13 protein-coding genes are annotated in these 13487 nt (G+C 57.4%); 11 read left to right on the top strand and 2 right to left on the bottom strand.

The features are described from left to right. Positions 1-64: 64 nt before the first annotated feature. Together AWR36_RS00370 and AWR36_RS00365 are read left to right on the top strand one after the other, a co-directional pair. On the top strand, positions 65-499 hold the full coding sequence (locus tag AWR36_RS00370) for a hypothetical protein (protein ID WP_141398444.1): 435 nt from the start codon (positions 65-67) through the stop codon (positions 497-499). 80 nt (positions 500-579) lie between these two features. Next, on the top strand, positions 580-1461 hold the full coding sequence (locus AWR36_RS00365; RefSeq protein WP_067079622.1) for a DMT family transporter: 882 nt from the start codon (positions 580-582) through the stop codon (positions 1459-1461). Positions 1462-1560: 99 nt separating this feature from the next. Here AWR36_RS00365 and AWR36_RS00360 read toward each other — a convergent pair whose 3' ends face one another. Further along, positions 1561-3417 (bottom strand): cation:proton antiporter, encoded by a 1857-nt coding sequence (locus AWR36_RS00360; RefSeq protein ID WP_067079620.1) that lies wholly within the window; start codon positions 3415-3417, stop codon positions 1561-1563. Positions 3418-3508: 91 nt separating this feature from the next. Between AWR36_RS00360 and AWR36_RS00355 the strand changes: the two genes are divergently transcribed. The 9 genes from AWR36_RS00355 to AWR36_RS00315 all read left to right on the top strand — a co-directional run bounded on the left by AWR36_RS00355 (position 3509) and on the right by AWR36_RS00315 (position 10859). Next, the gene (locus AWR36_RS00355) at positions 3509-4426 is read left to right on the top strand and encodes a polysaccharide deacetylase family protein (protein ID WP_067079618.1); all 918 of its coding nucleotides are present in this window, start codon (positions 3509-3511) and stop codon (positions 4424-4426) included. A gap of 121 nt (positions 4427-4547) precedes the next feature. Beyond that, positions 4548-5936: a glutamine synthetase family protein gene (locus tag AWR36_RS00350; RefSeq protein WP_067079617.1), complete on the top strand. Its 1389-nt coding sequence runs from the start codon at positions 4548-4550 to the stop codon at positions 5934-5936. 94 nt (positions 5937-6030) lie between these two features. After that, entirely contained in the window at positions 6031-6747 is a 717-nt protein-coding gene (locus AWR36_RS00345) for a nitroreductase (protein ID WP_231745199.1), read from the top strand. Between the two features lie 373 nt (positions 6748-7120). Next, positions 7121-7780 (top strand): hypothetical protein, encoded by a 660-nt coding sequence (locus tag AWR36_RS00340; protein WP_067079615.1) that lies wholly within the window; start codon positions 7121-7123, stop codon positions 7778-7780. A gap of 216 nt (positions 7781-7996) precedes the next feature. Next, a complete protein-coding gene (locus tag AWR36_RS00335; protein WP_082679306.1) occupies positions 7997-8173 on the top strand; it encodes a PLDc N-terminal domain-containing protein in 177 nt (58 codons plus the stop codon). A 76-nt stretch (positions 8174-8249) separates the two neighbouring features. Then, entirely contained in the window at positions 8250-8837 is a 588-nt protein-coding gene (locus AWR36_RS00330; RefSeq protein WP_067079613.1) for a DUF6512 family protein, read from the top strand. A gap of 154 nt (positions 8838-8991) precedes the next feature. After that, positions 8992-9663: an SH3 domain-containing protein gene (locus AWR36_RS00325; protein WP_067079612.1), complete on the top strand. Its 672-nt coding sequence runs from the start codon at positions 8992-8994 to the stop codon at positions 9661-9663. 180 nt (positions 9664-9843) lie between these two features. Next, a complete protein-coding gene (locus AWR36_RS00320) occupies positions 9844-10377 on the top strand; it encodes an NlpC/P60 family protein (RefSeq protein WP_067079610.1) in 534 nt (177 codons plus the stop codon). A 95-nt stretch (positions 10378-10472) separates the two neighbouring features. Continuing rightward, positions 10473-10859, top strand: a complete 387-nt coding sequence (locus AWR36_RS00315; RefSeq protein WP_067079609.1) for a DUF2750 domain-containing protein — start codon at positions 10473-10475, stop codon at positions 10857-10859. Between the two features lie 39 nt (positions 10860-10898). Here the strand turns inward: AWR36_RS00315 and AWR36_RS00310 are convergent, their stop codons facing one another. Beyond that, positions 10899-13211, bottom strand: a complete 2313-nt coding sequence (locus tag AWR36_RS00310; RefSeq protein WP_231745198.1) for a DUF305 domain-containing protein — start codon at positions 13209-13211, stop codon at positions 10899-10901. Between the last annotated feature and the right edge of the window lie 276 nt (positions 13212-13487).

Genomic DNA, 13487 nt, shown 5'->3' with positions numbered 1-13487 from the left:
CGGGCTGGTCACGACAGTAGCAGTCAGTGTGCTTTACTGCGGTAAACCACCAAGGTAACGGCCCATGAATGAAACCATGCCCCCGGACCTGATTGCAGCCGCGGCAACAGAAGCCGAGTGGCTGCGCCTGTGGTTTCGGGTGATGATCCTGACCAACCTGGCAGCGGTTTTCTTTATCCTAAAGAAGAAGCCGACGGGCGGTTTCACTGCCAGGCCCGAGGCCCTGGCGATCCTGGCGGCGTTTGTGGCTTCCGGCGTCACCATGAACTGGCTCTATGACTGGGTGGGTTATGTCCGGCTACTCGGGGTGACACACCTGCTTTTCTGGACACCCGTTTACTTCTGGCTGCTGGGAAAATTCTGGCGAGACGAGTATTCCGGTCCTTTCCGCGTTTACGTCTTTATCTACCTGGTGATCGCGGGTGCCAGCCTGCTCACGGATGCCACGGATGTCATCCGCTATATGCTGGGCAATCACCAGCCGTTGCACCTGAATTAAGCAGAGGGAATAGCTTGACCGGGCATAGCGGATTGTATTGCAAACCCTGTTGACCGACGGTGTCTTCGAGGGGAACCCAGATGGCTGGCGCCAGTCCAGCACTCGTGGCCCTGGCAGCACTGTGCTGGGGCCTGTCCGGCGGTATCGCTGCCGTGCTGATAGACGGCGGCAGGGACCCGTTTGTTATTGCCTTCTATCGGGGGGCAGTCGGATTCCTACTCGTACTTGCCTGGCTGTGCCTGCGTTCACGCGACAGTGGGCTGCGCAATGCCCGGCTGTGGTGCTGGTCCCTGCTGGCCGGCCTCGGTGTCGCCGGTAACTTTGCATTCTATTTCATCAGCATCGCCGAGGGCAGCGTCGCCGTTGCGGTGACATTGATGTATAGCGCCCCGGTTATTGTGTATCTCGTATCATTTGTCTGCGGGCTCGAAAGCCCCACTCGGGGTAAGCTGATCGCCATCGCCCTGGTGATGCTCGGCATTCTGCTGCTGACACAGGTTTACCACACCCGCCCCGATGGCATCACCCTGCTGGGTTTGACCACCGGGTTGCTAGCGGGGCTCTGCTATGCGGTATTTCTTTTCGGCTTCAAGTATGCAGCGCCCCACGGCAGCCCGCAGGCTGTTCTCTCCATTGCCTTCGCTGTGGTGCCCCTCACCCTCCTACCCCGGATTGCTGGCACAGATCCGGCGATTGCCATGCCGGGCGCATCAGAGTGGCCGTTGTTAATTTTGCTGGGTGTGCTGGGTGCGGGGCTGTCGTTTGCGCTTTATGTGATCGGCATAAAACAGGTTACGCCCACAGTGGCCTCGATTGTGGCGATGATCGAACCGGTCACCGCGGCGCTGTTCGGTGTGGTGGTTTTAGGTGAGAGCCTGGCGACCACACAGGTCGTGGGCATCCTGCTGATACTGTGCACGGTGGTGCTGCTGAGTGTCCATTCACGGGCGCCGAGACCCTGAAAATACTTCCAAAGAGTGCCGATGCATTGGGGAAATGGAATTAGTATTTCCCTAACCCATCGATGCCCTCACCCATCGACACTCTAACCCATCGACACTCTAACCCATCGACATATCGCCATCCGGCAGAGATGTGCCCTCTGCAGGCTTTTCTGCGATTTGCTCCGGCGCAATCAGGCTGACAACCTGCCAGTCTTCCTTGAGGGCATATTCATGGGAAACCGTATTGATATGCACCCTGCCCTGCGGGTCTATGACATAGAGTCGTGTGGCGCGATTACCGTAAGTTTCCCGGTAGTCGTCGAGGGTAAAAGTTTCCGTCAGGCGCGTGGTGCGAATGGTTGCGCCCCTGCCGACCAGACTGGCCAGGCGGCTGTAAGTGGCGTTCTCTGAGAACAACTCCAGCTTTTTTGCATACTCCTCCGAAACCTGGTGGCTGGCCCGCCCCTCCTGTGTGCCGTGGCTCAGGCCGAGTACCGTGCCCTGGCCCAGTACATGTTCAAAGTGATAGGTCACCAGAGGATTGAGCTGCTTATAGGGGGACAGCACCAGCACCTTGCCCACAGTGGAAAGGTCCAGGGTCAGGCTGGCGTGTTCAGAAATCGGATTACCGTAATAGGTGGGGATACCTTCCATACGGGCCTCGCGGATGGCGTCCCAGTTGGTATCGGCAATGATGACGGGAACGTCCTTGTCCAGCAGGTCTTTGCCCAGCATGCGCGCAAACTTGCTGCCACCAAAGATCAGGTAACCGTTGGGGTAGCGTGCGCGGACCCCCAGCAGCTTGGCAATGGGCTTGGAGGTCAGGCTCTGCAGGACGACGGTTGCGATGATCACCAGGAACACCATCGGCACCAGCAGTTCAGATTTTGGCAGTCCGAACGTATCCAGCTTCAGGGCAAACAGCGCCGAAACCGCAGCGGCCACGATGCCCCGTGGCGCGATCCAGCTCAACATGGCCAGCTCGCGCCAGCTCAATCCCGATCCGGGTGAGGACAGGAACACAGAAAGCGGTCGGGCGACAAACATGATCGCCGCCAGCACCAGCAGCGCACCCCAGCCCAACTGAGTCAGCGTGAACAGCTCCACCCGCGCCGCCAGCAGGATGAACAGCGCGGAGATCAGCAGCACACTGAGGGTTTCCTTGAATTCGAGAATGTCATCGACATCCAGGCCCTTCATGTTGGCCATCCAGATCCCCATCACCGTCACCGTCAGCAGGCCGGATTCATGGCTCATCAGATCCGAAGCGGCGTAGGCACCGAGCATCAGGGTGAGTACGGCGGTATTGCGCAGGTAGTGCGGAATCCAGTTCTTCCTGAGCAGCGCGCCAAGGCCATACCCCACCAGCGAGCCAAGCCCGAATCCGATCGCCACCACCTTCAGGAAAATCAGCAATGTGTGCTCGAAGGCACCCTGTGCGGCAACTACGTACTCGTACACCAGTACCGCCAGCAGTGCGCCGATGGGGTCGATCACAATGCCCTCCCAGCGCAGGATGTTGGAGATACGGGCATTGGGGCGCACTGTGCGCAGCATGGGCACGATGACCGTCGGCCCGGTAACCGTGACGATGGCACCAAAGAGCGCGGCCAGCTGCAGGGGCATACCGAGGAAATAGTAGGCAGCGGGCGTGGCGATCAACCAGGTCACCAGTGCACCCAGCGTGCACAGGTTGCGCACCATGGTGCCGTGCCCGGCGAGGTCGGAGAACTTGAGAGTCAGGGCCCCCTCGAAGAGGATAATCGCGACCGCCAGCGAAACGAGGGGAAAAAGTAAATCGCCGAACAGGGCATCCGGATCGAGCACGCCAGTGATCGGCCCCAGCACAAGGCCGGCCAGCAGCAGGGGCAGGATCGCTGGTAATTTGAGCATATACGCCAGGTACTGGCACGCAATCGAGACGATGCCCACTATCACCAGCAGGGCCATCGGGTTCGAGAGGATCTGTTCCATAGGGATGACTGGCCGATTGCGATGTGTAGTTAAGCGCGCAATGTTAAGTTAGCGGATCGTTCCCGAAATTCAATGAAACGGACCCCGCGCCATGCGACATCTACTGACCGCCCTGCTCGTGGTTGCCAGTACCCTGAGTCACGCCAGGGAGGTGGCTTTCACTTTCGACGATGCGCCGAGAAAAGCCTCGGGTTTTTACGACGGGCCCACGCGGGCACAAAAGCTGCTGCAGGAACTGGAGGACCACCAGGTGGGTAAAGTGGCCTTCTTCGCCAACACCAGCCAACTGGAGGGCGAGAGGCTGCAACGGCTGAAGGCCTACGGCGATGCCGGCCATATTATCGCCAACCACAGCCATACCCATCCGAACTTTAACGGGGAAGCGTTACAGGCCTATATCGATGATGTACACGCGGCTGATCAAGCCCTGGGAATCTTCCCCACTTTCAAAAAATGGTTCCGCTTTCCCTATCTGCGGGAGGGGAACACTCCTGCCAAGCGCGACGGTATGCGCCACTACCTGGATGAGCAGGGCTACTTGAACGCCTACATCACGCTGAATAACTACGACTGGTATATCGAAGCACTGTTTCAGGAGGCTGTAGCCAGGGGGATAGAGGTGGACCTGGCCAAGCTGCGACACTTCTACCTCGATGTGATGATTGCCGGCATCGAATATTACGATCAACTGTCCATTACCCACCTCGGCCGCTCGCCCAAACATGTACTGCTGATGCATGAAATGGACATCACAGCCCTGTTTGTCGGCGATCTCGCCGATACACTGCGGGCAAAGGGTTGGTCGATCATCTCACCGGAAGAGGCCTATACCGACGAGATCGCCAATTACTCCACCTCCAGCGTATTGACATACAACCCCGGCAGAATCGGCGAAATCGCCTACGACAATGGGCACAAGACTGCCCTCTGGCACGAGACGCTCAACGAAGACACCCTTCGCAAGCGCTTCGAAGCGGAAGTGTTGGGTGCTGCTGCCAGGCACCTCTGACCAGAATTGGGGAAAGGGAGACATTGTCATGGGCGCAGGTGCCAATACCCGGTAAGCTGCTCTCACCGAACAGTGCTTTGCACGCCACTGTGGCCATCAGCCATTTTTTACCGGAGTCATCATGAGTCAGCCTACTAGTCGTTCCTGGCTGGACGATTTACCCCCCGCCTTCCAGGCCTACCGCAATGGGCGCAGACTGGATGAGGTGGAGTGCATTATCCCCGACCTGAATGGCATGTCCCGCGGCAAGGCGATGCCCCTGAAAAACTTCTCGCCGGACAAGCCGATCTTCCTGCCGATTTCTATTTTTTACCAGACCATCACCGGTCAGGATGTGGAAATGGATATCGCCAACCAGTGGGCGGAGAGCGATATGGTGCTGGTGCCGGATATGTCCACGGCTATGGCTGTTCCCTGGGCCAAGCAACCGACGCTGCAGATCATTCACGACCTGCAAGGTTTCGATGGCAAGCCGATTTTCTGTGCACCGAGGAATATCCTCAAGCATGTGATCGGACTATATGAACAACATGGCTGGAAACCGGTGGTGGCACCAGAGCTGGAGTTTTACCTGACCCGGCCGAACATCGATCCCAATGAGCCGATCCAGCCGCCGGTGGGTCGCAGCGGGCGCTCTGGTACAGCGCTGCAGTCCTACTCGATGACCGCCGTGGATGAATACGGCCCGGTGATCGACGCTATTTATGATTATGCCGAGGCCGCCGGCCTGCATATCGACTCGGTGATTCAGGAAGATGGTGCGGGCCAGGTGGAATTTAACCTCACCCATGGCGACCCGCTGTTACTGGCGGACCAGGTTTTCTACTTCAAGCGCATTATCAAAGAGGCGGCACTGAACAATGGCATGTTCGCCACCTTTATGGCCAAACCCATGCGTGACCAGCCCGGCAGTGCCATGCATGTGCACCAGAGCGTGGTGGATATCGCCAGCGGCAACAATATCTTTTCTGATGACAAGGGCAACGCGACCGACCTTTTCCGCCACTATATCGGCGGAACACAAAGACATCTGATCGAGGTGATGCCGTTGATTGCACCCAACGTCAATTCTTACCGCCGCTTCGAGTCAGAGGCCAACTCCAGCGCGCCCACCAACACTGCCTGGGGCTACGACAACCGCGCCACCGGATTGCGGGTGCCCCACTCCGGTGCCCAGGATCGTCGTCTGGAGAACCGTGTGATTGGTGTGGACACCAACCCCTACCTGTCGATTGCCGCGAGCCTGGCCTGCGGCTACCTGGGAATGGTCAACAAAATTGAACCGGGGGCGCCGGCAGAGGGTGAGCTGGATGACGAGCAGCAGGCCCAGTCCTATATCCCCACCACCTTCGACGAGGCCTTGCGTATCTTCGAAGGGGCGGAGGCAGTTCACCAGGTACTTGGCGGCGACTTCTGTCAGTTGTACGCAGAAGTCAAAAAGGAAGAGCTGCGCCAGTTCCACCGGGAAATCTCGCCGTGGGAACGGGAGCACCTGTTGCTCAACGTATGAAACATTTGGACGGGCGCTGTGTTCTTGCATGCTCTGACACAGCCGCCACCAACGTAGCCCTGCTCTCTCAGCAAAGATAACAAGAGGTGACACCATGGATGCTGTAATCGACAAATCCAGTCCGGCTATGACGGCCTCGGCAAGCTCGATGAGCCTGGAAACGGCAATCAAAGAACGTCGCTCAGTGCGTGGTTTTCTGGATCAGCCGGTCCCGCAGGCGGTTTTGGAAAGCGTTTTCAGCTTGGCCCAGCACGCCCCCTCCAACTGCAATATCCAACCATGGAAGGTATGGATCGCCTCAGGTGCACTCAAGAACCATCTCCGCGAGCAACTGGTGGAAAAGGTTGTCAGCGGCGTGCCATTTAACGCGGATTACGAGTATCCCGGCAAGTTCGATGGCGACTACCGCCGGCGCCAGGTGGAGTGCGCCGTAGAGCTCTACAGCAACATGGGCATTGCGCGGGATGATAAAGAGGGACGCATGCGTGCGTCGCTACGCAACTTCGAGCTGTTCGATGCGCCCCATGTCTGTTTTATCGGTATGGATAAGCGCTTTGGGGCGTCGGTGGCGCTGGACGTGGGTATGTACGTGCAGAACCTGATACTAGCCATGACAGCACATGGGGTCGCCAGCTGTGCGCAGGGTGCCCTGCGTTACTACCCGGATCTGGTGCGCGAGACTTTCGAGATTGGTGACGATATCAATATCCTGCTGGGTATCTCCTTCGGCTACGAAGACACCGACGTACCTGCCAATAAGACTCGGGTGGGGCGTGACGAGTTCAGGCAGAGTGTTGTCTTCTCCAGCTAACTTCGCAGATCCCACTTCCTCATCCGCAGTCCCAAAAGCCACCGCTTGCAATAAGCGGCGGCTCTTGGCTCGAATCCACAGGTTTGGCAATGGCGATAGCCATCATCGAGACATTGGACAATCTGCAGAGTGGGCTCCCAACGCTCACCGCCATCCATATCAGCTTATTGCTCACACTCATTGTTCTATCGCTCTCGGTCTTTTCTGGAGACAACAAAAAGTTCGTATCAATACCGGGTTGGAATTAGCGCCAAACTGAAACCAGTTATAAATAACTTGACTCTTATCCCCCATTTAAGGCGTCAGCCTGATTGAATACCAGCCTACCAATCGCTAATTTAGATTGCTCAAACAAAAATTAGGAGGGGAGGAAATGATCTGGGATCCATTTGACCCGTTCAGTTATTTTATCCATGTAATATTTGGCACCATTGCATTCGCGGCTGGTATTGCTGCACTGGCAACCAAGAAAGGAACAGACCTTCATATCAAGGCGGGAAAAGTTTTTTCCTATCTAATGATTCTGGTGGCAATATCAACCGTCGTTTTCATGACAAATGATTTTCTACCACTTGCGGTGGTGATGACCGTCGCTGTGCTCTACCTGATTCCCAGCGCTATCAACTCGATCAATCATGATAAGAAGATGGCCGCCCTCTGGGATAAGTTGCTGACTCTTATCCCCCTGCTACTGTTCGTATTTACCGCAATGCAATTTATCCGCTTCCTGGCGATCGAGGAAGCACCGACCGTAGGTCCCATACTGCTGGCATCTACTTTTGGGTTTATCCTGTATCAGGATCTCGCCCTGTTGAAAAACCGGTATCGCGAAAGATCCTACTGGATTCGTCGACATATGATCCGCATGATCCTGGCATTCACGTTCACAGCAATGGCTGTAATCAGACTGGGCATCAATATTGGCCTGACGCTGGAACAGACGGTTGTTTATCCCATATTGTTCGCCTGGATATGCATTGCCTACTGTTACAAAAAGTATTCCCCGGCGAAGCTGGAAGCCGCGAGGGCATAATTTGATGTGCGCCTAGGTGCGCTCTGCAGCACTGCTTGCCAGCATTACCCGCGCAGTTCCGTAGGGTGATGCCTGGCATGTCAGTGTGGCTGGTTGTAATCCACTCCGTTTTGTCGCCATGCACATCATCCTCCTGCCACACGGATCTTGAGACCAGTCACCTACATCTATACTTGCGCACACACCACATCCCACCTTTTGGAGAGCGACCTAATCATGGAAGGCATCCTCGGCATACTGATATTGATTGCGGATATCTACGCCATCATCAAAATCCTGCAAAGTTCGGCTTCCGGGCTCAAGAAACTTATCTGGGTTCTGGTCGTGCTGTTGCTACCAGTGATCGGCCTGATTGTCTGGTTCTTCGCCGGACCCGGGCGCGCGGGGCGCTGACTCGCGGAAGCAGGGGTTCTCAACCGAAACCCGGCAACCAGCAAATATGGCGAGCCGGGTCGGCGCGAGACTGCATATGAAGCAGACCCATTCGGCCAGCATGGGCCCTGCCAAAAGCCGCAAGCAACTGATTCTGGCCTGGGAGCTCCTTGGCGCCGTATGGATACTCATCACCGGCAGCCTGTTGCACTTTACGTTTGAGTGGAGTGGCAATTCTCGCGCAGTGGCGGCGCTGGTCCCCGTCAACGAGAGCGTATGGGAACACCTCAAACTGGTTTTCTGGCCCGGACTGGCATTTTCTCTTATGGAGTACCGCTACCTGGCAAAACAGACCCGTGATTTTGTCACGGCGAAATGCCTCGGCCTGTGCATTATGCCGGCCGCTATCGTCCTGCTCTTTTATACCTATACCAGCATCCTCGGCACTAACGACTTGACGCTGGATATCCTGACATTTGTGGCGGCAATCGTCGCCGGCCAGTTTGTCAGCTATCGGTTCCTGCTCCACCCTTCCCCGGCAGGTTTCTGGAAACTATCCAGCCGCGCAGGGGTCATTTTTTTCCTGCTGGCCTTCCCGCTCTTCACTTTTTTCCCGCCCCACATATTTCTGTTCGAGCATGCAGGCGGCGGTATCTATGGCATCCACGCCGCAGCGACGCACTAGTTTTCGCCACCCGGGGTTCACTCTGTGGCACCCTGAAAAGTCACTACATTTATTACAGCGGCTATGTTGGCAACGGGCAGATGAGCAGGAACACGCCAGCCAGCATGTGGAGGCCACTGAGCGGAACACCTGTTGATACCTCCGGGGAGCAGAAATGCCGGCCTTGCGAATCACCATGAGTTTTGTCCTCATCTGCCTGTGCACTCCCTGCGCACTGGCGCAAAGCGGCACCGACATACCAAGATCACCGGAAGAAGGCGGTGCCCGTAACTGGGAAGTCAGTAGTGCGTCAGGGGAGGTCAACCTTCGCGCACAACCGTCAGCCGAAGCACCGGTCGCTACCACATTTGCCCCTGGCACCATCCTCGACAACCTTGGGTGCCGGCAGCAGGAACAACGCATCTGGTGTGATGTGCAACCGCTGGGGGGCGGCCCACGGGGCTTTGTCGCAGCAGAACACCTGAAACCCGCCGTCTCACCGGATGGCTCAGTCGCCACAGGGCCGAATGACTCGGCCCTGCGCGCAGGCCAAGGAGAATTCGACGCCAGCGGCAAGATCCCCTGTGCAGAGGTTGCCGGTCAACCGATGAACCAGTGTGAATTCGGCGTCGCACGCGCGGGCGGAGGCTACGCCACGGTGGTGATCCAGCAGCCCTCGGGCCCAAGCCGGGCCATCTTCTTCCGCTTGGGTAAGGCCATCGGTGCCGATACCAGCCAGGCCGATGGCTACCCCGAGTTCCGTGCCAGCAAGGAAAAGGACCTGCATATGATCCACGTTGGTGAAGAACGCTATGAGATCCCGGATGCAGTCATTTTCGGCGGCTAAATCTTATCAGGCAGCCGTGAAGACGAGACTGACAGGCAAGGGATCCATACGCCTGAATGGCGCCGTTCAGTAAACATTCAGGCCGAAGTTGTACTCTGGTGCTATTTATTGGTGACTGGAGCCTGGGAGGTGCCAGCTCCCACAGGACAGGGCTAATTTGTGCTTGCCAGGGAATATCGTATGAATAACAAACTGCTGCTGATCCTGACTTTTTTTGCAGTTACCACGGCAACCGGCTGTAGCGTTTCGCCGTACCGCCAGCCGCCGCAGGAAACCCGCCCACCCAGCGCCCAGAACCAGATCAAGCCAGACCCGCGGACGGTGAAAGAAGAACTCTACGCCCAGCATCGGGAATGGAAAGGCACCCGCTACCGGTTGGGCGGCCTGAGCAAGGGCGGCATAGACTGCTCCGGACTGGTTTACGCCACCTTTCGCGACCGTCTCGGCATCGAAATACCCCGCTCTACGCAATACCAGGTGCAGGTGGGCAGAACCATCCGGCGCAGTGACCTGCGCCCGGGCGACCTGGTGTTCTTCAAGACCGGCCGCAAGGTCCGGCATGTGGGTATCTACATCGAGGACGGCAAGTTTTTCCATGCCTCCACGTCCAAGGGCGTAACAATCTCGCGGCTGACCGATTACTATTGGAGGGACAGATACTGGCATGCCCGAAGGGTGGCACTGGATGCACATTCCGCCTCCATGGGCAAATAGCCCCGCAGCAATGCCTCGCTTTCAATGATGTGGCCTCCGCCCGGGACCGGGCGCCACGCCCCGGCAACAACTCAGCAACAAGATTGAACCCAACGATGAACAATGACGATATGCAGGCCATCCTCGACCTGAGCTGTGAAGACCGCTACGACTACTTTCTGGACATGGTCGGGGAAGAGAGAGAGGTCTGGATTCTGATCAACAACGACGAGCACTTCCTCAAGCTGCACTCCGACGAGCACGGCGGCATCGAGTACTTGCCCGTGTGGCCCAGTGCCGACTTTGCCACCGCTTATGCCAGTGATGACACCGACCTGAGCCCAAGGAGCATCGCCCTGCCCCAGTTCCTGAAGAAGTGGCTCGCCGGCCTGGACCGGGACGGCATTGAGGTCGGCGTCCTGCCGGGCGCCGACAAGAGCGTGTGGATTACGGAAGCGGGAGAGCTGGAAAAAGATCTGCGGGAAGAGCTCTCCCGCTTTTAACGCCACATTCTCCAGCCCTATCTCTCGACAGGGACCTGCTCAGCGCAGGTCTCTGGCAATCTCCTTCAGTGACTCAGTGAACACCCGGGTCTTTTCTTCCACCTGCTCATCTTCGTTGCTCAGCCTGGCCAGTGAAGCCAGCATGATCAGCTTACCGGCAACCTTCTTGTCCTTAATCTGCTGCTCAAGCAGTGAATCGGAACTCTCCAGTGCCTGGTACAACTCCGCGGCCATCGTCTCGGGGATGGCATCCCTGCGGGACAGCTGGTCCAGGTAGGCTTTGGCCACCACCGGCTTTGCCGGCCAGCGCACCGGGAATTGCTGTTGCGGATTGAACAGGTCACCCATATCGGCCACCCCTGCTGCGCCCACCTCGTTGGCAGTCAGGTACTGACTCGGCTGCAGGGAAAAAACATCAATACCTCGGGCGATTTCCGTGCCGTAAAGCTTGCCGTTGTACCAATACACCGACCAGTAGCCGCCCAGCACCATGTGCTCTTCATCGATCGGGCCGCGGTCAAAGTAACCGATCTCCACCGGGTTGGCGGAATCGGTAAAGTCCATCAGCGATAGCCCGCCCTGGTACCAGGCCTGCACGAATATATCCCGCCCCGGAACCGGCACAATCGAGCCGTTGTGGGCGACACAATTCTCCTGTTCACTCTGGGGCGCGGGCAGCTTGTAGTGACTGCGGAATTCCAGCTTGCCGTCCACGATGTCGTAGATGGCATTGCCACCCCAGTCCAGCGGGTCGTGCGCACGGCAGCGCGGGCGGCCACCACCGCCCCACTCGTCAGTGAAGATCACCTTGGTACCGTCATTATTGAAGGTGGCCGAATGCCAGTAGGCAAAGCCGGCATCCTTCACTGCATCGATACGCTGCGGTTTCAGGGGATCGGAGATATCGAACAGGATACCGTTACCCGAGCAGGCGCCAGCGGCAATTTTGCGCTCCGGGTACACGGTAATATCGTGGCAGTGATCGGTGCGGTTGGTTTCCTGCGTGTCATCGCCGTGGTCCCCGCCACGCCAGAGGCCAGCGACCACACCACTTTCTGTATCGGCAAACACTGCGGGGCTATCCACAATGCGCGCCTTGGAGGGCTCCGCCACGGGGATTTCGATCACGTCGATGCGGAACAGCGCAGTGCGGTTGTCCCCCGGGGTATCGTCCACACAAGCCGGCATTTCCTCCGCATCCCGAATAGGCGCGGTACCGGAGTTATAGACAATAATCTTGCCGCCCTCATCCGGCCCGGAAACCACCGAATGGGTGTGCGAGCCGCGGCAGGTCTGCACGGCGCCTACCTGTATCGGTCGTTTCAAGTCGCTGATATCGAAAATGCGCAGACCGCGGAAGCGCTCCGGGCTGACATCCTCGCTGACACCCTGCAACCCGCAATCCAGACGGGCGCGGGTCTGCTCGACGGACATGATCAGCAGGTCACCGACCACGGAGACATCCCCCTGCCCGCCGGGGCACACCACCGAGCTCAGCTGTTGCGGTAAGTCATTATCCTGCAAACGATAGATATTGAAGCCGTGGTAGCTGCCTGCAACCATTACATCGCCAGAGAAGGCGATATCCGTATTGGCAAAGTCCATGAACGGAGAGCGCTCCCACTCCTTCTCGGGATCTTCATCCTCACTTTGACCTGTGGCGACCTTCTGCTCACCCTCGTTCTCATCCTCGCTCGGCATCTCCGGCGGCAGACCAGCTATGTTGTCCGGATCGAAGAAGCCTGCCGGTTTGGGCAGCAGCCCCTCGTGATTGAGATTGAGGATCGCGGCACCGGCGTCGTGGTAGCCGGCGGCCAGCGTCGCACGGGGATCATCCGAAAGCCCGGCCAAAAGCTTGCCCATGCGCTCCACTTCCGCCGTCTGGTCATTGGTGACATCCGAGATGAACTCAAACAGCACTGGATCATAAGCCGAGCCCGGCTGCTCCTGCAGTTCCTCCACCATGGTCACCGCCCCCTCGTGGTGGGCAATCATCAGCTCCAGGAAGAGGCGATCGAAAGCAATAGATTCTGATTCTGCCAGCGCTTCCATCTGTTCCGGCGTGGCCATGCCGGCCATTTTATGGTCCATCTGCATATGATGGTGGTGCTCGGGATTGGGCACATTTTTGCCACGCTCACGCAACCAGTCCTGCATAAACTGGATTTCATCCTTTTGTGACGCATTGATACGTCCGGCCAGGTCGACGATTTCCGGGGTGTTGGTGCGCTCACTGACAAGCTCTGCCATCTGCAGCGCCTGGTGATGATGGGGGATCATATCCTGCATAAACCGCACGTCATCGGGTGAGTAGCTGGTGACGGCAACTTGAATGGCTTCTTCAGCAGTCAATTCCCGTATGGGTTCACCTGGTGCACCGGGCTGGATAATTGTCACCTCTTCGGCAGACACGGCTGCTGCCCCGAGGCTGAGACAGCTACAAATAGCTATAGCGAGAATAGACCGACTGGAACATCCCTTAAACTTGGTCATTGATATCCCCTGAAGTGGTTGATGCCCTGCTCTAGCTACAGTCAGTCCCAAATCAATATGGATCAGGCAAATCCATGCTTGGCGTTATCGGGAAGGGCGTTTGAGATCTTTTATTTTGTAAGGCCGGGAAATTTA

It is taken from the genome of Microbulbifer flavimaris (assembly GCF_001641755.2).
Lineage (GTDB): Bacteria > Pseudomonadota > Gammaproteobacteria > Pseudomonadales > Cellvibrionaceae > Microbulbifer > Microbulbifer flavimaris.
This window is presented reverse-complemented; position numbering and strand designations above follow the sequence as displayed.

What these genes read in the sequence shown, in the direction of transcription:
- AWR36_RS00370 (WP_141398444.1), top strand. Translation starts at nt 65, where the DNA reads ATGAATGAAACCATGCCCCCGGACCTGATTGCAGCCGCGGCAACAGAA.
- AWR36_RS00365 (WP_067079622.1), top strand. Translation starts at nt 580, where the DNA reads ATGGCTGGCGCCAGTCCAGCACTCGTGGCCCTGGCAGCACTGTGCTGG.
- AWR36_RS00360 (WP_067079620.1), bottom strand. Translation starts at nt 3,417, where the DNA reads ATGGAACAGATCCTCTCGAACCCGATGGCCCTGCTGGTGATAGTGGGC.
- AWR36_RS00355 (WP_067079618.1), top strand. Translation starts at nt 3,509, where the DNA reads ATGCGACATCTACTGACCGCCCTGCTCGTGGTTGCCAGTACCCTGAGT.
- AWR36_RS00350 (WP_067079617.1), top strand. Translation starts at nt 4,548, where the DNA reads ATGAGTCAGCCTACTAGTCGTTCCTGGCTGGACGATTTACCCCCCGCC.
- AWR36_RS00345 (WP_231745199.1), top strand. Translation starts at nt 6,031, where the DNA reads ATGGATGCTGTAATCGACAAATCCAGTCCGGCTATGACGGCCTCGGCA.
- AWR36_RS00340 (WP_067079615.1), top strand. Translation starts at nt 7,121, where the DNA reads ATGATCTGGGATCCATTTGACCCGTTCAGTTATTTTATCCATGTAATA.
- AWR36_RS00335 (WP_082679306.1), top strand. Translation starts at nt 7,997, where the DNA reads ATGGAAGGCATCCTCGGCATACTGATATTGATTGCGGATATCTACGCC.
- AWR36_RS00330 (WP_067079613.1), top strand. Translation starts at nt 8,250, where the DNA reads ATGAAGCAGACCCATTCGGCCAGCATGGGCCCTGCCAAAAGCCGCAAG.
- AWR36_RS00325 (WP_067079612.1), top strand. Translation starts at nt 8,992, where the DNA reads ATGCCGGCCTTGCGAATCACCATGAGTTTTGTCCTCATCTGCCTGTGC.
- AWR36_RS00320 (WP_067079610.1), top strand. Translation starts at nt 9,844, where the DNA reads ATGAATAACAAACTGCTGCTGATCCTGACTTTTTTTGCAGTTACCACG.
- AWR36_RS00315 (WP_067079609.1), top strand. Translation starts at nt 10,473, where the DNA reads ATGAACAATGACGATATGCAGGCCATCCTCGACCTGAGCTGTGAAGAC.